The sequence below is a fragment of the Streptomyces sp. Y2F8-2 genome (assembly GCF_014905555.1).
In the GTDB taxonomy this organism is placed as follows: Bacteria; Actinomycetota; Actinomycetes; order Streptomycetales; family Streptomycetaceae; genus Streptomyces; species Streptomyces cynarae.
The window spans coordinates 617,054-641,890 of sequence record NZ_BNGS01000003.1; the positions used below are offsets into that span (position 1 = coordinate 617,054).

Annotated in this window: 25 protein-coding genes; 17 read left to right on the plus strand and 8 right to left on the minus strand. The window is 72.0% G+C overall.

Features of this window, described 5'->3' with window-relative positions; all coding sequences use genetic code 11:
• Positions 1-3: 3 nt before the first annotated feature.
• Together SY2F82_RS12800 and SY2F82_RS12805 are read left to right on the plus strand one after the other, a co-directional pair.
• Positions 4-984 carry an ABC transporter ATP-binding protein gene (locus SY2F82_RS12800; RefSeq protein WP_200419126.1) on the plus strand — a complete coding sequence of 327 codons (981 nt, stop codon included), beginning with the start codon at positions 4-6 and terminating at the stop codon, positions 982-984.
• Positions 971-2,137, plus strand: a complete 1,167-nt coding sequence (locus SY2F82_RS12805) for an ABC transporter ATP-binding protein (RefSeq protein ID WP_200419127.1) — start codon at positions 971-973, stop codon at positions 2,135-2,137. Before SY2F82_RS12800 ends, SY2F82_RS12805 begins: the two co-directional genes overlap by 14 nt.
• Before the next feature lie 131 nt (positions 2,138-2,268).
• On the opposite strand, the gene SY2F82_RS12810 is transcribed toward SY2F82_RS12805, so the two are convergent.
• Positions 2,269-4,389 (minus strand): S9 family peptidase, encoded by a 2,121-nt coding sequence (locus SY2F82_RS12810; protein ID WP_200419128.1) that lies wholly within the window; start codon positions 4,387-4,389, stop codon positions 2,269-2,271.
• 190 nt (positions 4,390-4,579) lie between these two features.
• On the opposite strand from SY2F82_RS12810, the gene SY2F82_RS12815 reads away from it, so the two are divergent.
• The 8 genes from SY2F82_RS12815 (at position 4,580) to SY2F82_RS12850 (ending at position 12,363) form a co-directional block, all read left to right on the plus strand.
• On the plus strand, positions 4,580-4,774 hold the full coding sequence (locus tag SY2F82_RS12815) for a hypothetical protein (protein WP_059128380.1): 195 nt from the start codon (positions 4,580-4,582) through the stop codon (positions 4,772-4,774).
• A gap of 111 nt (positions 4,775-4,885) precedes the next feature.
• Positions 4,886-5,809, plus strand: coding sequence for an N-acetyl-1-D-myo-inositol-2-amino-2-deoxy-alpha-D-glucopyranoside deacetylase (gene mshB / locus SY2F82_RS12820; RefSeq protein ID WP_200419129.1), 924 nt, complete (start codon positions 4,886-4,888; stop codon positions 5,807-5,809).
• Complete coding sequence (locus SY2F82_RS12825) at positions 5,806-6,225, plus strand: DUF6113 family protein (protein ID WP_200419130.1); 420 nt, start codon at positions 5,806-5,808, stop codon at positions 6,223-6,225. The genes mshB and SY2F82_RS12825 overlap by 4 nt, the downstream gene beginning before the upstream one ends.
• Before the next feature lie 227 nt (positions 6,226-6,452).
• Positions 6,453-8,771 (plus strand): hypothetical protein, encoded by a 2,319-nt coding sequence (locus SY2F82_RS12830; RefSeq protein WP_200419131.1) that lies wholly within the window; start codon positions 6,453-6,455, stop codon positions 8,769-8,771.
• A gap of 130 nt (positions 8,772-8,901) precedes the next feature.
• Positions 8,902-9,825: an ABC transporter ATP-binding protein gene (locus SY2F82_RS12835; protein WP_200419132.1), complete on the plus strand. Its 924-nt coding sequence runs from the start codon at positions 8,902-8,904 to the stop codon at positions 9,823-9,825.
• Positions 9,822-10,553 (plus strand): ABC transporter permease, encoded by a 732-nt coding sequence (locus SY2F82_RS12840; RefSeq protein WP_200419133.1) that lies wholly within the window; start codon positions 9,822-9,824, stop codon positions 10,551-10,553. The genes SY2F82_RS12835 and SY2F82_RS12840 overlap by 4 nt, the downstream gene beginning before the upstream one ends.
• 5 nt (positions 10,554-10,558) lie before the next feature.
• Positions 10,559-11,752, plus strand: coding sequence for a sensor histidine kinase (locus SY2F82_RS12845; protein ID WP_200419134.1), 1,194 nt, complete (start codon positions 10,559-10,561; stop codon positions 11,750-11,752).
• On the plus strand, positions 11,749-12,363 hold the full coding sequence (locus SY2F82_RS12850; protein ID WP_200419135.1) for a response regulator transcription factor: 615 nt from the start codon (positions 11,749-11,751) through the stop codon (positions 12,361-12,363). The genes SY2F82_RS12845 and SY2F82_RS12850 overlap by 4 nt, the downstream gene beginning before the upstream one ends.
• 10 nt (positions 12,364-12,373) lie before the next feature.
• Here SY2F82_RS12850 and SY2F82_RS12855 read toward each other — a convergent pair whose 3' ends face one another.
• Positions 12,374-13,225 (minus strand): transglutaminase-like domain-containing protein, encoded by an 852-nt coding sequence (locus SY2F82_RS12855; RefSeq protein WP_200419136.1) that lies wholly within the window; start codon positions 13,223-13,225, stop codon positions 12,374-12,376.
• 17 nt (positions 13,226-13,242) lie between these two features.
• The gene (locus SY2F82_RS12860) at positions 13,243-14,325 is read right to left on the minus strand and encodes a GNAT family N-acetyltransferase (RefSeq protein WP_200419137.1); all 1,083 of its coding nucleotides are present in this window, start codon (positions 14,323-14,325) and stop codon (positions 13,243-13,245) included.
• Positions 14,326-14,465: 140 nt separating this feature from the next.
• Here SY2F82_RS12860 and fdxA point away from each other — a divergent pair, with 140 nt between their 5' ends.
• Both fdxA and SY2F82_RS12870 read left to right on the plus strand, forming a co-directional pair.
• Positions 14,466-14,786: a ferredoxin gene (gene fdxA / locus SY2F82_RS12865; protein ID WP_043443616.1), complete on the plus strand. Its 321-nt coding sequence runs from the start codon at positions 14,466-14,468 to the stop codon at positions 14,784-14,786.
• A gap of 125 nt (positions 14,787-14,911) precedes the next feature.
• Positions 14,912-16,006 carry a bifunctional succinyldiaminopimelate transaminase/glutamate-prephenate aminotransferase gene (locus tag SY2F82_RS12870; protein WP_200419138.1) on the plus strand — a complete coding sequence of 365 codons (1,095 nt, stop codon included), beginning with the start codon at positions 14,912-14,914 and terminating at the stop codon, positions 16,004-16,006.
• Positions 16,007-16,138: 132 nt separating this feature from the next.
• Here SY2F82_RS12870 and SY2F82_RS12875 read toward each other — a convergent pair whose 3' ends face one another.
• Positions 16,139-16,573 carry an ATP-binding protein gene (locus SY2F82_RS12875; RefSeq protein ID WP_200419139.1) on the minus strand — a complete coding sequence of 145 codons (435 nt, stop codon included), beginning with the start codon at positions 16,571-16,573 and terminating at the stop codon, positions 16,139-16,141.
• Positions 16,574-16,915: 342 nt separating this feature from the next.
• The gene (locus SY2F82_RS12880; protein WP_374707149.1) at positions 16,916-17,851 is read right to left on the minus strand and encodes a heavy metal transporter; all 936 of its coding nucleotides are present in this window, start codon (positions 17,849-17,851) and stop codon (positions 16,916-16,918) included.
• A 120-nt stretch (positions 17,852-17,971) separates the two neighbouring features.
• On the opposite strand from SY2F82_RS12880, the gene dapE reads away from it, so the two are divergent.
• Positions 17,972-19,051, plus strand: a complete 1,080-nt coding sequence (dapE, locus tag SY2F82_RS12885) for a succinyl-diaminopimelate desuccinylase (protein ID WP_200419141.1) — start codon at positions 17,972-17,974, stop codon at positions 19,049-19,051.
• Positions 19,052-19,164: 113 nt separating this feature from the next.
• Complete coding sequence (locus SY2F82_RS12890) at positions 19,165-19,923, plus strand: TIGR00730 family Rossman fold protein (RefSeq protein ID WP_200419142.1); 759 nt, start codon at positions 19,165-19,167, stop codon at positions 19,921-19,923.
• 642 nt (positions 19,924-20,565) lie between these two features.
• On the opposite strand, the gene folP is transcribed toward SY2F82_RS12890, so the two are convergent.
• Positions 20,566-21,426 carry a dihydropteroate synthase gene (gene folP / locus SY2F82_RS12895; protein ID WP_200419143.1) on the minus strand — a complete coding sequence of 287 codons (861 nt, stop codon included), beginning with the start codon at positions 21,424-21,426 and terminating at the stop codon, positions 20,566-20,568.
• 160 nt (positions 21,427-21,586) lie between these two features.
• Here folP and SY2F82_RS12900 point away from each other — a divergent pair, with 160 nt between their 5' ends.
• Entirely contained in the window at positions 21,587-21,934 is a 348-nt protein-coding gene (locus SY2F82_RS12900) for a DivIVA domain-containing protein (RefSeq protein WP_200419144.1), read from the plus strand.
• Positions 21,931-22,512: a DNA-3-methyladenine glycosylase I gene (locus tag SY2F82_RS12905; RefSeq protein ID WP_200419145.1), complete on the plus strand. Its 582-nt coding sequence runs from the start codon at positions 21,931-21,933 to the stop codon at positions 22,510-22,512. The genes SY2F82_RS12900 and SY2F82_RS12905 overlap by 4 nt, the downstream gene beginning before the upstream one ends.
• Before the next feature lie 47 nt (positions 22,513-22,559).
• Here the strand turns inward: SY2F82_RS12905 and SY2F82_RS12910 are convergent, their stop codons facing one another.
• A complete protein-coding gene (locus tag SY2F82_RS12910) occupies positions 22,560-23,363 on the minus strand; it encodes an enoyl-CoA hydratase/isomerase family protein (protein ID WP_200419146.1) in 804 nt (267 codons plus the stop codon).
• Positions 23,364-23,736: 373 nt separating this feature from the next.
• Between SY2F82_RS12910 and SY2F82_RS12915 the strand changes: the two genes are divergently transcribed.
• Complete coding sequence (locus tag SY2F82_RS12915) at positions 23,737-23,904, plus strand: DUF3117 domain-containing protein (RefSeq protein ID WP_003966491.1); 168 nt, start codon at positions 23,737-23,739, stop codon at positions 23,902-23,904.
• Between the two features lie 125 nt (positions 23,905-24,029).
• Here the strand turns inward: SY2F82_RS12915 and SY2F82_RS12920 are convergent, their stop codons facing one another.
• Positions 24,030-24,728, minus strand: coding sequence for an O-methyltransferase (locus tag SY2F82_RS12920; protein ID WP_308437766.1), 699 nt, complete (start codon positions 24,726-24,728; stop codon positions 24,030-24,032).
• Positions 24,729-24,837 lie beyond the last annotated feature (109 nt).

A 24,837-nucleotide genomic window follows, 5' to 3' on the forward strand; every position in this document is an offset into this window, starting at 1 on the left:
GCCGTGCTGCTCGAAGTGCAGGACCTGTACGTGGAGTTCCGGACCCGGGAGGGGATCGCCCGCGCGGTCAACGGGGTCGGCTACGCCGTCGACGCCGGCGAGACGCTGGCGGTGCTCGGCGAGTCCGGCTCCGGCAAGTCCGTCACCGCGCAGGCCGTCATGGGCATCCTCGACACGCCGCCCGGCCGGATCACCGGCGGTCGCGTCCTCTTCCAGGGGCGGGATCTGCTGACCCTCAAGGAGGAGGAGCGGCGCAGGATCCGCGGTGCCGGAATGGCCATGATCTTCCAGGACGCCCTCTCCGCGCTGAACCCCGTCCTCACCGTGGGCGACCAGCTCGGGGAGATGTTCGTCGTACACCGGGGGATGTCGAAGAAGGACGCGCGCGCCCGGGCGATCGAGCTGATGGACCGGGTACGGATCCCGGCCGCACGCCAGCGCGTGCGGGACTATCCGCACCAGTTCTCCGGCGGTATGCGCCAGCGCATCATGATCGCCATGGCGCTGGCGCTGGAGCCCGCGCTGATCATCGCCGACGAACCCACCACCGCCCTCGACGTCACCGTGCAGGCCCAGGTCATGGACCTGCTGGCCGAGCTGCGGCGCGAGTACGGCATGGGTCTGGTCCTCATCACCCACGACCTCGGTGTCGTCGCGGACGTCGCCGACCGGATCGCCGTCATGTACGCGGGCCGGATCGTCGAGTCGGCCCCCGTGCACGACATCTACAAGAGCCCCGCTCACCCCTACACGCGGGGCCTGCTCGACTCCATCCCCCGTCTCGACCGCAAGGGCCGCCGGCTGTACGCCATCGAGGGCCTGCCGCCGAGCCTCACCCACATCCCGCCGGGCTGCCCGTTCCATCCCCGCTGCCCCCTGGCCCGGGACGTGTGCCGCACCGACGAGCCGCCGCTCTACGAGGTGGACGAGCAGCGGGGGAGCGCCTGTCACTTCTGGAGGGAGTGCCTGCATGGCCGGCCCTGAGCCGATCCTGGAGGTCAGCGGACTGGTCAAGCACTACCCGCTCACCAGAGGGATCCTCTTCAAGAAGCAGATCGGCGCGGTGCGGGCGGTCGACGGCGTCGACTTCACCCTCGGCCGGGGCGAAACGCTCGGCATCGTCGGGGAGTCCGGGTGCGGCAAGTCGACGCTCGCCAGGCTGCTGGTCAACCTGGAGCCGCCGACGGCCGGTTCGATCCGGTACAAGGGCGAGGACATCACCCGGCTGTCCGGGCGCGCGCTGAAGGCGGTGCGGCGCAACATCCAGATGGTGTTCCAGGACCCGTACACCTCCCTCAACCCCCGTATGACGGTGGGCGACATCGTGGGGGAGCCGTACGAGATCCATCCCGAGGTCGCGCCCAAGGGGGACAGACGGCGGCGGGTGCGGGAGCTGCTGGACGTCGTCGGGCTCAACCCCGAGCACATCAACCGCTATCCGCACCAGTTCTCCGGCGGTCAGCGCCAGCGCATCGGCATCGCCCGGGGGCTGGCGCTGCGCCCGGAGATCATCGTGGCGGACGAGCCGGTCTCCGCGCTCGACGTGTCGGTGCAGGCGCAGGTGATCAACCTGATGGCGCGGCTGCAGGACGAGTTCGGGCTGAGTTACGTCTTCATCGCGCACGACCTGTCGATCGTGCGGCACATCTCCGACCGGGTCGGGGTGATGTACCTCGGGAAGATCGTGGAGATCGGCACCGACGAGGAGATCTACGAGCATCCCACGCACCCGTACACCCAGGCGCTGCTGTCCGCCGTGCCCGTGCCCGACCCGGCGGCACGGGAGCGCCGGGAGCGGATCATCCTCAGCGGTGACGTGCCGTCCCCGACGGACATCCCCTCCGGCTGCCGGTTCCGCACGCGCTGCTGGAAGGCCAGGGAGCGGTGTGCGCTCCAGGTGCCGCCGCTCGCGGTGCCGGAGGAGTTCCGGGGGACGACGGGACCGGCCGCGCACGATTCGGCGTGCTACTTCGCGGAGGAGATGCGTGTGGTGCCGCCGGAGGAGCCGCCCGAGAAGCCACCGGAGGAGCCGCCCGAGAAGCCACCGGAGGAGCCGCCCGAGAAGCCACCGGAGGAGCCGCCCGAGAAGCCACCGGAGGAGCCGCATAACTCCGCAAACACACATGAAGTGCGTTAACACGCAGGCAACTTGGCTGACGCGATTCCGATATACGGACGCAGCACAGTGAACAGCGTACGGCCGTGCGGGTGCCGTAAACGGGCCGGGGTGCGCCATGTCACCCCGGCCCGTTGCTTGCAGGGCTCGGCTCAGCCCAGGCTGAGAGCGCGGCGCAGGAAGTCGCGCTGGAGCAGCAGCAGGTTCTCCGCGACCGTCTCCTGGGGGGTCATGTGCGTGACCCCCGACAGCGGCAGCACCTCGTGCGGCCGGCCCGCGGCCAGGAGGGCCGAGGAGAGGCGCAGGGAGTGGGCCACCACGACGTTGTCGTCCGCCAGGCCATGGATGATCATCATCGGGCGGGCCGGATCCACCGCGTCCACCAGGCCCGCGTCGTCGATGAGCGAGTTGCGGCGGTAGACGTCCGGCTGCTCGCCGGGGTGCCCCAGATAGCGCTCCTGGTAGTGGGTGTCGTAGAGCCGTAGGTCGGTCACCGGCGCGCCCACGACGGCCGCATGGAAGACGTCCGGGCGGCGCAGCACCGCCAGTGCCGCCAGGTAGCCGCCGAAGGACCAGCCGCGGATCGCGACCCGGGACAGATCGAGCGGGAAGTCGTCGGCCAGGGCGTGCAGCGCGTCCACCTGGTCCTGGAGCACGACCGCCGCGAGGTCGTCCTTGACCGCCTTCTCCCAGGCGGGGGAGCGACCCGGGGTGCCGCGCCCGTCGGCGACGATCACCGCGAAGCCCTGGTCGGCGAACCACTGCGAGGTCAGGTGCGGATTGTGCGCGGCCACCACGCGCTGTCCGTGCGGGCCGCCGTAGGGGTCCATGAGGACGGGGAGGGAGGCGTCACCGGAGTAGTCCGTAGGCATAAGCACGGCGCATGGGATTCGGCGTGCGCCCCCCTGCGTCAGTCGCACGCGCGGGGACAAACCGGGGTGTTCCGCATACGACGCCACGGTGGCCAGACGCTTGCCGTGGCGCAGCACCTGCACCTGGACGCCGGGGCGGCCGAGGACCGAGGAGACGAGCACGGTCACGGCGCCGGCGCGCACCGCCGAGTGCACACCGGGCTCCTGCGACACGCGCTCCACGCCGAGTTCGTTCACCCGGTAGACGTGGACCTCGCCGATCTCCGGGTCCGTCGCGGCCTCGCCCGCCGACGCGGCCACCAGCACATCCGCGTCCGCGACGTCGAGCACCGCCCGCAGGTGCAACTGCGGCCCGGTCAACGGTCGTTCCCCCACGGCGAGCACCCGCGCGCCGCCCTCGTCGGCGACCCGGACCAACTGCCCGGAGGGGCTCCAGCACGGCACACCGGCGAAAAGTTCCAGCCAATATGGATCTTCGTCCGCGTGCACCATCCGGGTCGCGCCGGTGTCCGGGTCCACCGCCAGGTACAGCTGGCTGCGCTGGTCCCGCGCCTGCACCAGAATCAGCGGTGCCCCCGCCGCTGACCAGTGCACTCGCGCCAGATACGGGTAGCGCGCCCGGTCCCAGACGACCTCCGTGCGCGTCCCGTCGAGGGCCACGACGAACAGCCGTACGTCCGCGTTGTCGGTGCCCGCAGCCGGGTACGGAACCCGCTGTGGCTCCTGGTCCGGACGCGCCGGATCGGAGATCCACCACCGCCGCACCGGCGTGTCGTCCACGCGCGACACGAGCAGCCGGTCGGACTCCGGCGACCACCAGAAACCCCGCGAACGGCCCATCTCCTCGGCCGCGATGAACTCGGCCAGGCCGTACGACACCGACTCCGACTCCGGCTCCGCGAGCGCCCGGTCGCCCTCGCCCTCCGCGCCGACCACGCGCAGCGCGCCCCCGCGCACGTAGGCGATGTGCCGTCCGTCGGGGGCCGGGCGCGGGTCGATCACCGGCCCGGCCACGGGCAGTTCGCGTGCCGTTCCCGCGCGCAGCTCCGCCGTGAAGAGCCGCCCTGACAAGGCGAAAGACGCCAACTCCACGGTCGCGTCGGTGGCGTAGCCCACGATGCCGGCGCCGCCCTCGCGGCTGCGCTCCCGACGGGCGCGCTCCTCGGGCGGCAACTGTTCGGCGGCGCCCCCGAGGAGCGCTCCCGGGTCGGCCGCGGGGCGCTCCTTGCCGTCCGCCAGGTCGAGGACCCACAACTGGTGCGCGCGGTCCGTGCCGGAGGTGGACCGCAGGAACACGACACGGGAACCGTCGGGCGCGACGGTGAACGCACGCGGCGCGCCGAGCGTGAACCGCTGGGTCCGCGCGTGCCGTCGGGGGAAGGAAGCAGGCTCGGTGGTCATGCCCCGACCATATTGGCCATGCGCCCCCTTGTGCGGCTGTGCGCCGATCGATGCGCACGTACGGATAGTTATGATCACTAGCGCATAGTGGGTATGAACGTGCTGCCCGCTGCGTGGATTTATCTGCTGGATTTGTCTGCCCCCATAGTCCGACCCCCCCGCGTCCTGGGATCTTTGGAGGTGAGCCGCCGTGGCACTCTCGATTTCGGCGGTGGTGCTGCTGGCGATCGTCGTCTTCCTTCTGATCAAGAAGTCCGGGCTGAAGGCGGGCCACGCGATCGTGTGCATGCTCCTCGGCTTCTACCTCGCCTCCTCCACGGTCGCACCCACGATCAGCGAGCTGACCACGAACATCGCGGGGATGATCGGCAGCATCAAGTTCTAGCGGCCCCGGAGGACAGGCCCCCTTCGCCCGCACGGCCGGGTCTTCCGTGAGGGGGACCCGGCGGCCGGTGCCGCCGGCGGCGGAGGACGGCCGGCCTCGTAGGGTGGTCCCATGACGGATCTGCCCGACCGGCGTCTGCTCCTGGTGCACGCGCACCCGGACGACGAGTCGATCAACAACGGCGCGACCATGGCCAAGTACGCGGCCGAGGGCGCCCGGGTGACGCTGGTGACGTGCACCCTCGGCGAGGAGGGCGAGGTCATCCCGCCGGAGCTCGCGCACCTCGCGCCCGACCGGGACGACGAGCTGGGCCCGCACCGCGTCGGCGAACTGGCCGCCGCCATGGCCGAACTCGGCGTCGGCGACCACCGCTTCCTCGGCGGCCCGGGCCGCTACCGCGACTCCGGGATGATGGGCGCCGAGCAGAACCACCGGCCGGGCTCCTTCTGGTCCGCGGACCTGGACGAGGCGGCCGGTCACCTCGTGGCGGTCGTCCGGGAGGTGTGCCCCCAGGTCCTCGTCACCTACGACCCCGACGGCGGCTACGGCCACCCCGACCACATCCAGGCCCACCGCGTCGCCATGCGCGCCGCCGACCTGGCCGCCGACCCCGGCTTCCGCCCGGACCTCGGGGAGCCCTGGCGGATCGCCAAGATCTACTGGAACCGGCTGCCGCGCTCGGTCGCCCGGGCCGCGTTCGCCCGGCTCGGTGAGGTCCTCGACAAGACGCCCTTCGCCAAGGCCGCGAGCATCGACGACGTCCCCGGCGTGGTCGACGACCAAGTGGTCACCACCGAGATCGACGGCACGGCGTTCGCGGCCGCGAAGGCCGCGGCGATGCGCGCCCACGCCACGCAGATCGAGGTCGCCGAGCCGTACTTCGCGCTGTCCAACGCGCTCGCGCAGCCCCTTTTCACCACCGAGTACTACCAGTTGGTGCGCGGCGAGCGAAGCGAGACGGGCGTCCCACCGGCGGGAGGCCGGGGGAACGCCGAGGCCCGTGAGACGGATCTGTTCCAAGGAGTGGCCCCATGACGGCTTCGAGCAAACAGTCGAACGCACTTGCACAGCCCCTGAGCCTGCCCTCGGCCGGCCGGACGGCCGCCTACCTCGGGCTGCTGGTGCTCGGTGCGGTCGTCGGCGTGGCGGGCGGTCTGGTGCAGGGCGCCTGGTTCCCCGGCGGACTGCTCCTCGCGCTCGCGGGCGCGGCCGGACTCTTCCTGGGCGGGGCCCGGGCCACCGGGTCCCGAGCGGGCGCTCTCGCGCCCGCCGCCGGGTGGATGGTCGCCGTCGTCCTGCTCACCGCCAGCCGACCCGAGGGTGACTTCCTGTTCGGCGCGGGCATCGGCTCGTATCTGTTCCTGCTCGGCGGAATGGCCGTCGCTGTGATGTGCGCCACCCTTGCTCACGGGCGGCAACCCGGTCGCCCCGGCGCCCGACTTGGCAAGTGACGTACCACTTCGTCGCTGCGAGGCATGGGATGTCCCCCGCAAAACGCGGTGCGGACGTGGGGGTCCCGTGCGGGTTTCCCTCGCGGGGGCGGTCTGCGTGGCGCAAGCGGCCAGTATGGTGGTGCGCGCCGCCGAGCCTCCCCCACGCTCTCGGCTTCGCTCGAGCAGGGGGGACCCCCACCTGTTGAGGTCGAAACAGGCGGTGGAGCCAACCGGGAGAACCTGCCTTGAGTCGTGAAACTGACAACTCGTCCGCCGGACCCAACGGGCGTGGCGCAGCCGCGTACCCGTCGGGTACGCCGCCGTACGGAACCCCCCTGGTTGCCGAGGACGGTGTCGACGCGAGCCGTTCGGCCTCGCCGTCGGAGGAACGCAAGACCGAGACCACGCTGACGACCCGCGTCCGGATCAACATCCCCGGATCCCGGCCCATTCCGCCGGTCGTCGTGCGCACCCCCGTCGCGGACGCCGACAGCGCGACGGACGAAGCGGGCTCCGACACCCGGGCGACGAGCTCCGTGAGCGCGCTCAGCACCTTCGATCCGCCCGCCGAGCCCGCCGCGCAGTCCGAGGAGAAAACGGCGACGAGCGACTGGTTCGCGCCGCGCAAGCCCGCGGCGGCCAAGGGCGCAGCGGGCAGTGGGTCGACCAACGGCGCGGGGCTGCCCGGGGCTTCGGGCATACAAGGCGCGGGCGGCGCGTCGGGCGTGGGGGCGCCGGGCGAGGGCGCTGGTGCTGGTACGGGTGCGCGGGGCGGCAACGGGGCCTTCGGCGGTCCGGGTGCGCCGAAGGGTCCGGGCGCTGGTGGCGCGCGGCCAGGTGGCCCGGGTGCGAACGGCGCGGGTGGCGCGCGTCCCGGAGCTTCCGGTGCGCCGGGCGCACGACCCGGAGAGGTCACGGGCGGCGCGGGCTCCTTCGGCGCACGCCCGGGCGGTACGAACGGCGCGGGACTCCCGGGTGCCACCGGCGCCGGACCTGTCGCGCCGGGGCACGGCGGCGGCACCGGCTCCTTCGACGTGTCCGACGCGGTGGCGGCCAGCACGGCCTCCTTCCCGGTGATCGGCGCCGAGGAGAGCCCCGAACCCAGCCGCGACGACCTTCCGTACTTCTCGGAGCCGGGCCGGCGCGGCCCGTCCGGCCCGACCAGCGGCCCGGTCACCGGCGACAGCACGGTCGCCTCGGGCCCCGGCGGCCCCGGCCTGACCGCTCCCGGCACGGGCTCTGGCGGCCCGGGCCTCCTGGCGCCCGGCACCCGGAGCACGCCCGGCGGACCGCTCGGCCCGGGAGCCCCCGGAGCGCCCAGTACGCCCGGCGTGCCCGGAGCCGGCGCGGGCCAGGGCCGTCCCGGCGGCGGGCTCAGTGACGACACCGCGATCCTCACCCCCCAGAAGCCCGCCCCCGAACCGGGCCCCCAGGGCTTCGGCGGCCCCGGCGGCAACGTCTCCGGGCACACCGTCACCAGCGGCATCCCCGTCGTCCCGTCGGGCGAGCGCAGCGGCCCGTTCGGCCCGGGCTCCCCGTCGCAGGCGCCGACGCCGCACACGCCCCCGAAGCTGCCCGACGCGCCCAAGCAGCAGAACACCGGCGCCGCGAAGCCGGCCAAGAAGGGCCGCAGCAAGCTGGTCCTCCTGGGCGGCGGCGTGGTCCTCGTCGCCGGTGTCGCCTACGGCGCCGGACTGCTCATGAACCACTCGGACGTGCCCAAGGGCACCACGGTGCTCGGCGTCGACATCGGCGGCGGCACCCGGGACGAGGCGGTCGAGAAGCTGGAGGCCGCGCTGGGCGGCCGGACCGACAAACCCCTGCAACTGTCGGTCGACGGCAAGTCGGTCCCCCTCAGGCCGGACCAGGCGGGACTCCAGTTCGACAGCAAGGCCACCGTCGCCGCCGCCGCGACGAGCGACTACAACCCGGTGTCGGTGATCGGCTCGCTCTTCGGGCAGCACCGTGTGGTCCAGCCCGTCATGCCCGTCGACGAGGAGAAGCTGCAGGCCGCCCTGCAGCGGGTCGCGGGCGGCTCCGGGTCGATGGTCGAGGGCACGATCAAGTTCGAGCCCGGCCGGGCGGTTGCCGTGTACGGCAAGGCCGGCAAGGGGATCGACGTCCCCGCATCCGTCGCGGCCGTCGAGGAGGCGTACCGCACCCAGGTGGAGACCGGCTCCGGCACGCCCGTGCGGGTGGCCACCACGACCCGGCAGCCGACGGTGACGAATGCCGAAGTCGACCGGGAGATGAAGGAGTTCGCCGAGCCGGCGATGTCCGGCAAGGTGACGGTGCGGACGGACGCGACACACGTGGTGCTGATGAGTCCGCAGAAGTCGCTGTGGAAGTTCCTGAGGGTGACGGCTGTCAACGGCAAGCTGGTCGACAAGCCCGACGTGACCGCCCTGAAGGAGCTCTACGGCCAGGCGTTCGACGGCGTGCTCATCACCCGGGCCAACGGCCAGAAGACGCCCGTGACACCCCAGGACGTCTACGTCGCCCTGCGCCAGGCACTGCTGAGCAGGACCAACCGGGTCGCGGTCATCAACACGAACCCGAGCTGACCGCACCGCACAGGGGGGCGCCCGGACGACCGGGCGCCCCCCTGCCATGCCGTAGACATGACATCTGTCATGCAGGAGTGACGACACCCGGCACTGCCGTGCGCGCCCCCGGCCCCGGGACGATGGGTCCATGACGACGACAGTGTCGGCCACCGACGTGGTGGTCGGGTTCGATCAGGTGACCAAGGCCTACGGGGACGTACGGGCCGTGGACGGCTTGTCGCTCGAGCTGCACCCAGGGGAGACCGTGGCCCTGCTGGGGCCCAACGGCGCGGGCAAGTCGACCACCCTCGACCTGCTCCTCGGGCTCAAGCCGGCCGACAGCGGCTCCGTGCACGTGTTCGGGACCAGCCCGCGCGAGGCCATCGTCGCCGGGCGCGTGGGCGCCATGCTGCAGAGCGGCGGCCTGATGGACGAGGTCACGGTCGCCGAACTGGTCAAGCTCGGCTGCGATCTGCACCCGAGGCCGTACAAGGTCACCGACGTGCTCGCCCGCGCGGGCATCGCGCAGATCGCCGACCGCAAGGTCAACAAGCTCTCCGGCGGCCAGGCCCAGCGCGTCCGCTTCGCCCTCGCCACCGCCGGCGACAGCGACCTGATCGTCCTCGACGAGCCGACCACCGGTATGGACGTCTCCGCCCGCCAGGCCTTCTGGGCCACCATGCGGGAGCAGGCGGACCAGGGGCGTACGGTCCTGTTCGCCACGCACTACCTGGAAGAGGCCGACGCGATCGCGGACCGCGTGCTCGTGCTGCACCGCGGGCGGCTCCTCGCCGACGGCACCGCCGCCGAGATCAAGGCCAAGGCCGGCGCCCGCCGCGTCCGCTTCGACCTTCAGGGCCCGATCGACGAGGCCCCGCTGCGCGCGCTGCCTTTCCTGACCGCGATAGACGTCTCCGGACAGACCGTGCGCATCCAGTCCTCCGACGCCGACGCGACCGTCCACGCGCTGTACGGGCTCGGCGTCTACCCCCGCAACCTCGAAGTCGCCGGGCTCGGGCTCGAGCAGGCGTTCGTCGCGATCACCGAGGCCGAGGAGGCCAAGCAGTCATGATCTCGCTCATCAGGCTGGAACTCATCCGCGCCCTGCGCAACCGGAAGTTCCTGTTCTTCTCGGTGATCTACCCGTCGGTCATCTTCCTGCTGGTCTCCAACCAGACGGGCGACGTCGACGGCAGCGGCCTGAGCGTCGCGAAGTACGTCATGGTCTCCATGGCCTCCTTCGGGGCCCTGACCGCCGTCCTGATGGGCAACAGCGAGCGCATCGCCAAGGAACGGGAGGGCGGCTGGGTACGGCAGCTGCGGCTGACCCCGCTGCCCGGGCGCGGGTACGTCCTCGCCAAGACGGCCGGCGCGGCCGTGGTGAGCCTGCCGTCCATCGTGGTGGTCTTCCTGGTCGCCGCCGCCGTGAGGGACGTACGGCTGGACGCCTGGCAGTGGTTCGCCCTCACCGGCGCCATCTGGGCCGGCAGCCTGGTCTTCGCCGCGCTCGGCGTCGCCATCGGCTACCTCGCCTCCGGGGACGCGGTCCGCCCGATCACGATGATCGTCTACTTCGGCCTGTCGATCCTCGGCGGCCTGTGGATGCCGTCCTCCTCCTTCCCGACCTGGCTGCAGGACATCGCCAAGTGGCTGCCCACCCACGCGTACGCTGCGCTCGGACGGGCCATCGAACAGAGCCAGGCCCCCCACGCCCAGGACATCGCCATCCTCGTCGCCTTCTTCTTCCTCTTCGCGGGCGGCGCGGCCTGGCTGTACCGGAAGGACACGCTGAAGGCGTGAGTGCCATGACGGAAGACCGACTGCACGAAGGGGTCCGGGTCGAGCGGTTCATGCGCATGGGTGAGCCGCCCCGCAACCTGGCCGAGGCGCTGCGCAAGCTGGTGTGGATCGTGCCCTGGCTGATCTTCCTCAGCTCGCCGGTGAAGGACCTGACCTCCGGCCACCACTCGGCCGCCGCCGACGCGGCCGGCTGGGTGGGGTTCGTGACCTTCGTCGGTGTCTACCTGGCGGTCGTCTTCCGGAACATGGGCCGGGCGTTCTCGGGACGGACCGTCGCCTCCCTGGTCGCCCTGCTCGCCGCGCTCGCCGTCGTCCTGTGCCTGGCCCTCGGCGGCAACTGGATCGGCCTCTTCGTGTACGTCGCCGTCACCTGCGGCGCGACCCTGCCGCTGCAGATCGCGTACTGGGTGATCCCGCTGAACAGTCTCACGATGCTGCTCGTCGGCCGGTACACCGGCGTGACCGGCATGTGGAACCTCCTGTTGATGGTGACGCTCCTCGGCTTCGGGATGACGGGCGTGCGGCAACTGGTGCGTACGACAGTGGAGCTGCGCAAGGCCCGCGCCACCGTCGCCCAGCTCGCCGCCAACGAGGAGCGGCTGCGCCTGGCCCGTGATCTGCACGACCTGCTCGGCCACTCGCTCTCCCTGATCACGCTGAAGAGCGAGCTGGCTGGCCGCATGCTCCCCGACCACCCCGAGAAGGCGGCCCAACAGGTGGCCGACATCGAACGGGTCAGCCGTCAGGCCCTCGTCGACGTGCGTGAGGCGGTCACCGGGTACCGGCGCCCGCGCCTGTCCGCGGAACTGGCGGGCGCGCAGGTCGCCCTCACGGCGGCCGGAGTCACGGCCGACATACCCGCGGAGCCCGACCTCACCGGGGTCGCGGAGGAGAGCGAGTCCGTCCTCGCCTGGGCGCTGCGCGAGGCGGTCACCAACGTCGTACGGCACAGCGGCGCAGGCCGCTGCACGATCGAGGTGCTGCAACGGCAGACCCTCGACGGGCGGATGCTGGAACTCTCCGTCGAGGACGACGGATCGGGAGGCGCGGGCCACGGCCCGGGCAACGGCCTGACGGGGCTGACCGAGCGTCTGGAGAAGGCCGGCGGCACGCTGGAGGCAGGGCGCGTCCGGCATGGTTTCCGGCTGGTCGCACGCGTACCCGTGGGTGCCGCGGTCCACGTAGGATCCGGGGCATGAGCCGTGCGATCAAGGTCCTGCTCGCCGAGGACCAGTCGATGGTCCGCGAGGCGCTGGCCGCGCTGCTGGGTCTGGAGGAGGACATCGAGGTCGTCGCCCAGGTCGCCCGCGGCGACGAGGTACTGGCGGCGGCGCGCGCTCATGAGGTGGACGTGGCGCTGCTGGACATCGAGATGCCCGGCGCCACCGGGATCGAGGCGGCGGCCCAGCTGCAGCGCGAGCTGCCGGCACTGAAGGTGGTCGTGCTGACGACCTTCGGCCGCCCCGGCTATCTGCGCTCCGCGATGGAGGCGGGCGCCGCCGCGTTCCTGGTGAAGGACGCCCCGGCCTCCCAACTCGCCGCGGCGGTACGGAAGGTGCTCGCCGGGGAACGGGTCATCGACCCCACGCTCGCGGCGGCCGCCCTGGCCGACGGCGCCAACCCGCTGACGGAGCGCGAACGGGAGATCCTGCGCGCCGCGGCGAACGGCGCGACGAACGCCGAGCTGGCGGCGGCGCTGCACCTTTCCCAGGGGACGGTCCGGAACTACCTGTCCACCGCCATACAGAAACTGGCGGTGAGGAACAGGGCGGAAGCCGTACGGATGGCTCGTGAGAAGGGCTGGCTGTAGCGGTCCCTCTTCAGTTCAGCATGGCTCGTGCGGCCCGAGCCTGCCCCCGCACACGCTCCGCAGCCGCGTCGTCAACGGCGGAAACGACGTCGGCGTACGCATCGAGCTCCGCGGCCCCCCGCAAGAACTCCCCGCGCCCCACCAGAAGCTGCGCGTGCTCGTACCGCAACCGCGCCGGATGCGACGGCACCAGCAACGACAACTCCACCGCCCACAGGGCGACATCCGACCGCTCGGGCCGAGCCGCGGCCCACGCCCGGATGTTGTTCAACACCCGCAGTACGACGTCCAGCGGATCGGCAGGGGTGAGCATCGAAGGATCAAGCGGCGCCCCCGTGGCTCCGGCGACCAGCATCTCGGCGTCACCCCCGGTCAGCACCCGGCCGCCGTCGAACGGATCGGCCAGCACCTGCTCGTCCGGCGGACCGAACCCCACGACGAAGTGCCCGGGCAGTGCGACCCCGTACACCGGCGCCCCCGCCCGCCGCGCCACCTCGATCCACACCACCGAGAGCAGGATCGGCAGCCCGCGCCGCCGCCGCAGCACCGCGTGCAGCAACGACGACTCCAGTCGCTCGTAGTCCGCGGCAGAGCCGCGGAACCCGCAGCGGTCCCCGAGGACGTCCGCCACCGCCACGGCCCAGGCCCGCGGCCCGTCCGGCCGGAACGCCACCAGCCCGGCCAGCCGGTCCATCTCGATCTGCGCGGCGTCGATCCCGGCCTCGTCCAGCTCCCCGTCCGCCGCCGCGGCCACGAGCAGGCACAGTGTCGCGAGATCGGGCCGCTCGGACCGCGCCTCCTCGCCGAACCGCCGCCGCACCTCGGCGGCCCGCTCCGGCTCCGGGGGACGGGGGCCACGCATCACAACCTCGAACCCTCTCACGCCACCGGTCCGCGGGAGCCTTCCGGCTCCCGGTAGTGGTGATATGCATGATGCGCCCCGAAACCCAGTCCCGCGTACAGGGTCCGCGCACCCTCGTTGTCCGTCTCCACCTGGAGCCAGGCCGCCGAGGCGCCCTCGTCCAGGGCCTGCCGGGCGAGCGCCGCCATCACGGCGGTGGCCAGACCCCGCCGGCGCTGCTCCGGGTCGACCTCGACCGCCGCGAAACCGGCCCACCGCCCGTCCACCACGCACCGCCCGATCGCCGCCGGAGGGGCACCCGGAGCCCCCGGCACCGTCGCGAACCACACCGACGGGCCGCCCCCAGTCTCGGTTTCTCCCCCACTCTCGACTTCGCTCGGGAGGGGGGACCCTGAGCGGGGGGACCCCCCTCCCAGCACCTTCAGGGCCACCTCGCTCAGCCCCTTGCGCTGGTAGCGAGCGAGCCACGCCTCGTCGACCGTGCGGGACAGCTGCACCCCGGGCGCCTCGCGGTCCGCGAGCGGCGCCAGGGAGCCGGTCCACAGCTCGGCGGTCACCTCCCGCGTCCAGCCACGCGCTTCGAGCTCCGCGCACAGCAGCTCCTGCGTGCCCTCCGCTCCGGTCGCGAGCTGTATGTAGGCGGGCAGGCCACGGTCCGCGTACCAGCGCCGTACGGCCGTCAGCGCCTCGTCCAGCGGCAGCCCGGGGTCGCCGAGGGGCAGCGCCGAGTTGGCCCGCCGCGTGAACCCGGCGGCCGCGCGCAGCTCCCACTCACCGAGCCGCTCCCGCTCCACCGGCTGCCAGGCCCGGGCGGCGATCCGCACGAGCTCCTCGTAGGACGCCGCGGGACCCCTGCGACGCGCCGGAGCGGCGGGGACGACCTTGCCCGCGACCAGCGACGATTCCGCGATCCGGACGCTTTGGCCGTCCCGCCGTGTGATCAGCAGCACACCTTGATCCCATGATGTGAGAACTCCGACCGTGTCGGTGAACTTCTCACCCTCGGCGGCATGTTCGTTCCACCGCCGTACGGAGACGCGTTTTCCCACGTCAGCAGCGGTGATGCGGATCTCGAGCCGTCCGCCCGCAGAGATTTCCACAGGTCAGTTCACCCCTCCTGTTCGGATCATGCCCCGGAACGGAGATACTAGGTGCGGGCATCGACGACGCCGCGCTCCCGCGCGCCAGGCGGCGGAGCCTGAGGAGGCCCGCCAGCGCCCTACCGAGGAGGAACGACAGCGTGACCTACGTCATCGCAGAGCCTTGTGTCGACGTCAAGGACAAGGCGTGCATCGAGGAGTGCCCGGTCGACTGCATCTACGAGGGCCAGCGGTCCTTGTACATCCACCCGGACGAATGCGTCGACTGTGGGGCCTGTGAACCGGTCTGCCCGGTCGAGGCGATCTTCTACGAGGACGACACTCCCGAGGAGTGGAAGGACTACTACAAGGCGAACGTCGAGTTCTTCGACGAGCTCGGCTCGCCCGGTGGCGCCAGCAAGCTGGGGCTGATCGAGCGCGACCACCCCTTCATCGCGGCGCTGCCCCCGATGAATCAGTAAGCGGCCCGGAGGCCGATTGTTCCGGTCCCGTGCGGTGCCCGCCGGGCGCCGCACGGGACCGAGGCGTTCGGCGACCCTGCGCTCGCACAGGGCGCCTCGCCGTAGCAGAAAGTGAGCCCGATCCCGTGTCCGCAGTCTCCGAGCGTCTTCCGACCTTCCCCTGGGACAAGCTGGAGCCGTACAAGAAGACGGCCGCCGCGCACCCGGACGGGATCGTCGACCTGTCCGTCGGCACGCCGGTCGACCCGGTCCCCGACCTGATCCAGAAGGCGCTGGTCGCGGCGGCGGACTCCCCGGGCTACCCGACGGTCTGGGGCACGCCCGAGCTGCGGGACGCGATCACGGGCTGGGTGGAGCGCCGCCTCGGCGCCCGCGACGTCACCCACCGGCACGTCCTGCCGATCGTCGGCTCCAAGGAGCTCGTCGCCTGGCTCCCGACCCAGCTCGGGCTCGGCCCCGGCGACAAGGTCGCCTACCCGCGCCTGGCCTACCCGACGTACGAGGTCGGCGCGCGCCTGGCCCGCGCGGACCACGTGGCCTACGACGACCCGACGGAGCTGGACCCCAGGAACCTCAGGCTCCTCTGGCTCAACTCCCCGTCGAACCCGACGGGCAAGGTGCTGGGCAAGGAGGAGCTGACGAGGATCGTCGCCTGGGCCCGAGAGCACGGCGTACTGCTGTTCTCCGACGAGTGCTACATCGAGCTGGGCTGGGAGTCCGACCCCGTCTCGGTCCTCCACCCGGAGGTGAACGGCGGCTCGTACGACGGCATCGTGTCGGTGCACTCCCTCTCCAAGCGCTCGAACCTGGCGGGCTACCGCGCGGCCTTCCTCGCCGGTGACCCCGCGGTCCTCGGCCCGCTCCTGGAGATCCGCAAGCACGGCGGCATGATGACGTCGGCGCCGACACAGGCCGCCGTGGTGGCCGCGCTGGGCGACGACACGCACGTCCGCGAACAGCGCGAGCGGTACGCGGCCCGGCGCACGGCCCTGCGCGCCGCCCTCCTCGAGCACGGCTTCCGGATCGAGCACAGCGAGGCGAGCCTGTACCTGTGGGCGACCCGCGACGAGTCCTGCTGGCAGACGGTGGCCCACCTGGCCGACCTGGGCATCCTGGTGGCGCCGGGCGACTTCTACGGCGAGGCGGGCGAGAAGTTCGTACGGGTGGCCCTGACGGCGACGGACGAGAGGGTGCGGGCGGCGGTGGAGCGCCTCGGCTGACGGCGGCTGCTTTCGAGGCGGCTGTCAGCCACCGGGCAGCATTCCGGCCAAGCTCAGCTGCAACATCAGCTGCAACAGACGGAGGGTCCAGGGAAACGCTTCCCTGGACCCTCCGCGCAATAGGACCCGGCGTCAGCCGCCCAGCGGCAGCCCCTTCGGCAGCCCGCCCTTGGTCGCGCCCCCGAGCAGCCCGCCGGCCTGCCCCGCCGCGTCCCCGGCCGCCTTCTGCGCAACCGGAGCCGCCGTCCCGACGACCTTTCCGCCGGTCCGGCTCACCGCCGGCACCGCCTTCCTGGCCGCCTGGCTGCCTGCCTTGACCGCGTGGCTGCCGGTGTCACCCGCGACCCCGGTGACCTGCTGCGCCGCACCGTCGGCCTTCTGGGCCGCGCCGTCGACGGTGGTGCCGACCTGCGCGGTGTCCAGGGCGGTCAGCCCACCGAGGTTCGGGGTGGCCGGCAGATCGGTCGTCGCCGCGCTGGCGGAGCCGGCCGCACCGACCACGGGCGCCGCTCCCGCCGCGATCAGCAGCGCGGCACGGGCGATCCGGTGGGTCAGGGGGAGGGACATGATGCTCCTTAGACGGGAGAGAACGGTGAAGTGTTCGACTGCGCCCGGGAGTTCAAGCCGATTCGGCTGTTCATCGTTCCGGGCTCGGACGCAGTGACTACCGCTCGAAGCCCGCGAAGGTTGCGGTGGGTCAGTGTAAAGAGTTGGTAATGCGTCGCATTATCAGGTGGGGATGAAATCGGGCAAACGCCAACCGACCCGAAAGCCTGCCGAATCCTTACAGCTCTTTGTTCACAAGGGGCCCGGAGCATACGTCGAAGGACCCGCAAAAAAGTGCGCGCCCCGTCGACGAGGCGCGCCGCGCATTACCCGCAGGAGTGAGAACTCGTACTGCTGCCCGGACTACCCGCCGGTGATGATGCGGACTTCGGTGGCCGACGCCTTCTCGTCGCCGGAGCCGGTCGTACGCCACTCGCCGGCGTAGCCTCCGCGCGACCACTCGCGGCCCGCGAAGGAGACCCGGGAGATGTGCAGCGCCGTGGAGTTGGCCACCGCCCAGTGCGCCAGCTCCCAGCCGCGCTCACTGACGGTCCCCGAGGCGGTGGACCTCCTGGGCACCGGAATCGTCACCGCGTCGTCGGCGGCCCGCGTCGGCGTGCCCGTGGGCGACGGCGACGGGCGCCGGGGGGCCACCTCCGCGCCGGCCGTCTGCAGCACGTCGCGCCCGAAGTCCCGTACGAGCGCGGCCCGCACCGCGTCGGGGCCCCCGGTCATCGTCGGCGCGGGGCGCCCCTGGCAGGTCAGCGTGCCCGCCGCACGGCCGGTCAGCGCGGCGGCGAGCAGAATGGCGTCCGGCTCGTGCTTCGCGTACGCCTCCGGATAGCCGCTGCGCTGCACCCGCTGCGCGGCGACCGTGAGCGGCAGACTCGTGTAGTCCGGCACCTTCGCCAGGTGTTCGTAGAACACGCCCGCCGCGTACGTCGGGTCCATGATCTGCTTCTTGGTGCCCCAGCCCTGCGACGGGCGCTGCTGGAACAGGCCGAGGGAATCCCGGTCGCCGTGCTCTATGTTGCGCAGGCCCGACTCCTGCAGGGCGGTCGCGAGCGCGATGGTCACCGCACGCTCCGGCATGCCGCGCGTGGTGCCGATGGCGGCGATCGTCGCCGCGTTCACCGCCTGCTCCGGAGTGAACTCGTACGAGGCGCCGTCGTCCTTTCCGGAGACGACCCGGCATTTCGGCGCTGCCGAACCGGTGAGGTACTGGACGACGAGATAGCCCGCGACGGCGAGCAGGACCACGAAGGCCGCTCCGAAACGGAGGAAGCGGCCACGTCGCACGGAAGGAGGGGACGGCTCTGACACGCCGTACAAGGTACTGGAGGTGAACTGCGGGTTGCCCGGCGCTGTGGACAACTCCTGTGGCAGGCCCGCGCGGTCGGGCGCGCTAGGGTCGAGGACATGGCCGATACCCCGCTTGACCTCACGCTGGACGCCGCTCGGCTCACCGCGCGGCTCGTCGACTTCCCCTCCGAGAGCGGCACCGAGAAGCCCCTCGCGGACGCCATCGAGACCGCGCTGCGCGCCCTGCCGCACCTGACGGTCGACCGGTACGGCAACAACGTGGTGGCACGTACGGACCTGGGACGTCCGCAGCGCGTCATCCTGGCGGGCCACATCGACACGGTCCCGATCGCGGACAACGTGCCCTCCCGCCTGGACGCGGACGGCGTGCTGTGGGGCTGCGGCACCTGCGACATGAAGTCGGGCGTCGCCGTTCAGCTCCGCATCGCGGCGACGGTCCCCGAACCCAACCGTGATCTGACGTTCGTCTTCTACGACAACGAAGAGGTCGACGCACACCTGAACGGTCTGAAGCATGTGTCCGAGGCCCACCCGGAGTGGCTGCAGGGCGATTTCGCCGTGCTGCTCGAGCCCTCCGACGGCCGGGTCGAGGGCGGCTGCCAGGGCACGCTGCGGGTGCAGCTGAGGACCAGGGGTGAGCGGGCCCACTCGGCGCGCGGCTGGATGGGCTCGAACGCGATCCACGCGGCGGCCCCGATCCTGGCCCGCCTGGCGGCCTACGAACCGCGCCACCCGGTGATCGACGGCCTGGAGTACCGGGAGGGCCTGAACGCGGTCGCCGTCTCCGGCGGGGTGGCCGGGAACGTGATCCCGGACGAATGCGTCGTGACGGTCAACTTCCGGTACGCACCGGACCGCAGCGAGGAGGAGGCGGTCGCGCACGTCCGTGAGGTGTTCGCCGACTGCGGCGTGGCGGAGTTCGAGGTGGTCGACCAGAGCGGCGGCGCCCTGCCGGGGCTGTCGCACCCGGCCGCGGCGGCGTTCATCGAGGCGGTCGGGGGCACCCCGATGCCCAAGTACGGCTGGACGGACGTCGCCCGTTTCAGCGCGCTCGGGATCCCGGCGGTCAACTACGGTCCCGGCAACCCGCTCTTGGCGCACAAGCGGGACGAGCGGGTGGAGACGGCGAAGGTCCTCACGGCGGAGGAGCGCCTGCGAGCCTGGCTGACGTCCTGACCTGCCGCCGGGCGGGGGGACGGTCGCCCGAGTCGGACATGCGCACGTCCCCCCTCCGTAACCCGCGCGGATCTACGCTGGGGTGGAACCACCCCCGAGCGGAGGGAGCGCACATGCCTACCGGCAACCCCGAGGGGAAGAAGATTCCGCCGGATGAGCAGCGGCTCGGTCCGGTGCTGCGCAGACGGGGCCAGGTGACGAGGAGCACCACGGACCAGCGACTGCTGGACGAGCGCGCCCCCACCGACTGGGTCCACACGGACCCGTGGCGCGTGCTGCGCATCCAGTCGGAGTTCATCGAGGGTTTCGGCACGCTGGCCGAACTCCCGCCTGCGATCAGCGTGTTCGGCTCGGCGCGGACGCCGGTGGACTCGCCGGAGTACGACGCGGGCGTACGACTCGGGCGCGGCCTGGTGGAGGCGGGCTGGGCGGTGATCACCGGTGGCGGCCCGGGCGCGATGGAGGCGGCGAACAAGGGGGCCTGCGAGGCGAAGGGGATCTCGGTCGGCCTCGGCATCGAGCTGCCGTTCGAGCAGGGGCTGAACCCGTACGTCGACATCGGACTGAACTTCCGCTACTTCTTCGTCCGCAAGATGATGTTCGTCAAGTACGCGCAGGGGTTCGTGGTCCTGCCGGGCGGCCTCGGCACGCTGGACGAACTGTTCGAGGCGCTGACCCTGGTCCAGACCCAGAAGGTGACACGCTTCCCGATCGTGCTGTACGGCACGTCGTACTGGGGCGGCCTGGTCGACTGGCTCAAGAACACCCTGGTCGGCCAGGGCAAGGCCTCGGAGAAGGATCTGCTCCTGTTCCACCTCACGGACGACGTGGAAGAGGCGGTGGCCCTGGTCTCGAAGGAGGCGGGACGCTAGGCGCTGAGCCCGACCCGAGGCGGTGGCACCACCGGACTCCGGACACGCATCCGGTGCGGGGGTGCCGTACCGGGGGCTTCGCCCCGGGCCCGTTTCGGCCTTCCGCACGAAGGTCACGGGCGCTCGGGTACGGACCCGGTGCGGGGGCGCTGCCGCCGGGGCTTCCGCCCCGGTCCCCTTTCGGCTCTCGGTGCGAAGGCCGGGGTGCTCGGGTATGCATCCGGCGCGGAGGTGTCGCCGCCGGAGGCTTCGCCCGGGCCCCTTCGGCCTTCGGCCCGAGGCCGGGGGTGGCTCGGGTGAGTGCGCCGCTGCGGCCCGTCCGTGGCTGGTCGCGCAGTTCCCCGCGCCCCTTCAGGGCGTACTCCCGGTTCGCCACAGCACCGGAAGCAGCTTCCCGGCCGGGGCCCGGGGGCGCTGCTCCGGCAGGGCGGTGGTGCGGAGCGCTGCGGGGATCGCAGCGGGCGCCAGTTCCCGCCGGGGCCGCGGGTCGGAGCCCGAGCGGGGGCCGGGGCGGAGCCCCGCGAGGGGTGCAGGGGACGTGGTCCCCGCCGGGGTTCCAGGGGCGGAGCCCCTGGTGGGGTTGAAGGGGCGGAGCCCCTGGGGGTGGGACGGGTAGGGGCGGCGGGGGCGAGGAGAACTCCGTCAGGCCAGGCCCCGGCGGGCCACCGTCGGCGGCCGGTGGCCCGCGATCGACGCCACCATGTCCAGCACCTGCCGCGTCTCCGCCACCTCATGCACCCGGTACACCTGCGCCCCCAGCCACGCCGACACCGCCGTCGTCGCCAACGTCCCCAGCACCCGTTCCTTCACCGGCTTGTCCAGCGTCTCCCCGACGAAGTCCTTGTTGGACAGCGACACCAGCACCGGCCACCCCGTGGCCACCATCTCGTCCAGCCGCCGCGTCGCCTCCAGGCTGTGCCGGGTGTTCTTCCCGAAGTCGTGGCCGGGGTCGATCAGGACCGACTCGCGCGGCACCCCGAGAGCCACCGCCCGCTCCGCCAGCCCCACCGTCACCTTCAGAATGTCGGCCATGACGTCGTCGTACGTCACCCGGTGCGGCCGCGTCCGCGGCAGCGCGCCCCCGGCGTGCGTGCACACCAGCCCCACCCGGTACCTCGCCGCCACCTCCGCGAGCCGTGGATCGACCCCGCCCCACGCGTCGTTCAGGAGATCGGCGCCCGCCTCGCACACGGCCTCGCCGACCTCGTGCCGCCAGGTGTCCACACTGATCACGACGTCCGGGAAACGCCGCCGCACCTCCGCGACGAAGCCGACCGTCCGCCGCGCCTCCTCCTCGGCCGTGACCTCCTCACCCGGCCCGGCCTTCACCCCGCCGATGTCGATGATCGCGGCTCCCTCGGCCACCGCCTGCTCCACGCGCGCGAGGGCGGGCTCGTCGCGGAACGTGGCCCCCTGGTCGTAGAAGGAGTCCGGGGTCCGGTTCACGATCGCCATGATCACCGGCTCGTGCTCGCCGAATTCTCGCCTGCCCAGCTTGAGCATCCCCTGTGACCTCTCCCAGTACGTCCCGTTCCTCGGCCGCCTGTGACCCTAATTGTCAGCGACGCATGGCACGATCTGACCAAGAGAGAAAGACAGACTCGACATCGGCACTTCCGCGTCGGCGCGCAGCGCGCCGGCACCGAGCGTGGGGACTTAAGTGATGCTCATGTTCTTGTTCCTGGTCGTCGCGCTCGCCGTCGTGGTCGCCGCGGTGACACTGGCCGTGGTGGGAGGCGGCGAGAGCACCCCGCTGCCGGAGGCGGCCCCCGAGCGGTTCGACGACCCGCTCCCGCCGGACCGCCCCGTCGGCCGCGACGACGTGGAGGCCCTGCGCTTCCCGCTCGCCGTCCGGGGCTATCGCATGGCCGAGGTGGACGACGCGCTCGGCCGCCTCGGCGCCGAGATCGCCGAGCGGGACGCCCGTATCGCCGACCTGGAGGCCGCGCTCGCCGGAGCCCGCGCCGCCGGACCGGCAGGGGACGAGCGGGCCGAAGGAGACCCCCAGTGAGCGGTGCGGCCCTCACGGGACCCGACGGCGTGCTGCGCTGCCCCTGGGCGCTGTCCACCGAGGACTACGTGGCGTACCACGACGAGGAGTGGGGCCGCCCGGTCCACGGCGACGACGCGCTGTACGAGCGGCTGTGCCTGGAGGCGTTCCAGTCGGGTCTGTCGTGGATCACGATCCTTCGCCGCCGCGAGGGCTTCCGCGCCGCCTTCGCCGACTTCCGGATCGCCAAGGTGGCCGCCTTCACGGACGCCGACCAGGAGCGTCTGCTCGCCGACCCGGGCATCATCCGCAACCGCGCCAAGATCGAGGCGACGCTCGCCAACGCACGCGTGCTGGCCGAGTGGGCCCCGGGCGAGCTCGACGAGCTGATCTGGTCGTACGCCCCCGACGGGGCATCCCGTCCGGCTCCGGTGACCCTGGCCGACGTCCCCGCGGTCACCGAGGAGTCGACAGCGCTCTCCAGGGCCCTGAAGAAGCGCGGCATACGCTTCGTCGGCCCGACCACGGCGTACGCGCTGATGCAGGCCTGCGGCCTGGTGAACGACCACCTGGCCGACTGCGCCGCCCGCGGCGACTGAATCCGCCGATCGACCACGGGCGGCGCACGGCCACGTCAGTCGCAGACCTACCGGCCCAGGTACTTCGGCTTCTCCTTGTTCACGAACGCCTCCACAGCGATCGCGTGGTCCTGGGACGAGCCCGCCCGTGTCTGCAGCTCGTCCTCCTTCTCCAGGGTCTGCTCCAAGGAGTGGGTCAGCCCGTAGGCCACCGCCTCCTTGATCGCCGCGTACGCCACCGTCGGCCCCTCGGCGAGCGCCACGGCCACCTTCTCCGCCTCGGTCCGCAGCTCGTCCGCGGGGACGACCCGGTTCGCGATGCCCAGCTCCAACGCCTCCTGGGCGCCGATGCTCCGCGGGAAGAGCAGCAGGTCGGCCGCGCGCCCGGGACCGACCACGCGGGGCAACGTCCAGGAGACGCCCGAATCGGCCGTCAGCGCGACGCCCGCGAACGACGTGTTGAAGGATGCGGTGCCCGACACGATCCGGTAGTCCGCGGCCAGCGCGAATCCGAAGCCGGCCCCGGCCGCGACGCCGTTCACCGCGGCCACCACCGGCTTGGGCGCACCCGCCAGTGCCCGGACGATCGGGTTGTAGTGCTCCCGCACCGTGCTCATCGTGTGGCCCGAGCCGGTCTCCCGGTCGGCGGCCAGCAGCCCGATGTGCTCCTTGAGGTCCTGCCCCACGCAGAACGCCCGGTCCCCGGCGGCGGTCAGCAGGATCGCGCGCACGGAGCCGTCGTCCGCCGCGGACCGCACCGCGTCCCGAAGGGCGACCTTGGTCGCGATGTTCAGCGCGTTCATCGCCTCCGGACGGTTCAGCGTGATCGTCGCGAGTCCGTCGCTCACCTCGTAGAGCACGGTGTCGGCCATGGTGGGTCCCCTCCGGTGTCGCGCCTCGGGCGTACCGGCCGGTACGCCCGCGTCCGAAGGACAGCATGGCCGAGATCACCGCCCGCGGAACGGACCGTACGTGTGACCTGCGTCAAAGAATTCCCGCAGGGATCCGGTCGGCGGATGTCGGTGCGGGGGCGAAGTATCACAGTCACATCGCCGAATTGAGTGGTTTTGCTCGCGCGTGTTGCGCAAGCGATGCCGACTGATGTTGGTCATCGGGTCATGAGATGCGGGATAATGGCCTGGAAGCAATGTGTTCGATGCCGGTGTCGCGTGTCCTGTGAAGGATCGCGTGCCCTTCAAGGGGCCGTCGGCTGACGATGAGCTGGTTTCAGGAAGGGGAACGAGCATGGCGGCCATGAAGCCGCGGACGGGCGACGGCCCGCTCGAGGTGACCAAGGAGGGGCGGGGCATCGTCATGCGCGTTCCGCTCGAAGGCGGCGGTCGGCTCGTCGTCGAGCTGACCCCGGACGAGGCCGACGCGCTCGGCGACGCCCTCAAGAAGGTCGTCGGCTGACGCGGCAGACCCCGGATTTCAGCTGCCCCGGCATCGTACGCGGTGCCGGGGACCGCTTTTTCCAGGGGGCTTCCCGGAGGTGCTCGGACCCGGACGGCCCATCCACCCGGCCCCCACGGCCGGGCTCACCGCCTGACCGCGCACAACAGTCCGTCCCCCACCGGGAGCAGTGAGGGCACGAGGTCGGGGCTCTCGCGCACCGTGCGCAGCAGCTCCCGCAGCCGCAGCACCTCGGTGGGCTGCGGCCCCGAGCCGACCGTGCGGCCGTTGGCGAAGGCGCCCTCGAACACGACGAGCCCGCCGGGACGCAGCAGACGCAACGATTCGGCGAGGTAGTCGAGCACCTCGAGCCGGTCGCCGTCGCAGAAGACGAGGTCGTAGCCGGCGTCCGCGAGCCGCGGCAGGACGTCCAGGGCGCGGCCCGGGATGAAGCGGGCCCGGTTGCTGGCGAAACCGGAGGCGCGGAAGGCCTGGCGGGCGCACTGCTGGTGCTCCGGCTCCGGATCCACCGTGGTCAGCACGCCGTCCGGCCGCATGCCGTGCAGCAGATGGATTCCGGAGACACCGCATCCCGTCCCGATCTCCGCCACCGCCTTGGCGTCCACGGTGGCGGCGAGCATGCGCAGCGCGGCGCCCGTGCCGGGCGACACCGAGCGCAGCCCTGCTTCACGGGCCCGTTCCCGGGCCCAGCGCAGCGCGTCGTCCTCGGCGACATAGGCGTCGGCGAACGCCCAGCTCGTCTGCCGGTTGCCGGTAATGACCCTCTCCTGTCCCCGTGATTGCTTGGGCGTGACTGTATCCGTTGACGTCGGGAACCCGCAGATGGGACCGGGCGTTGAGGAGGGTGCGAAGAGGGCGTGGGGAAGGACCGGGACAGACGCGTGGACGTGGTTGCCGAGCAAGTGCTGACGCAGCCGTATCAGCGGGCATCAA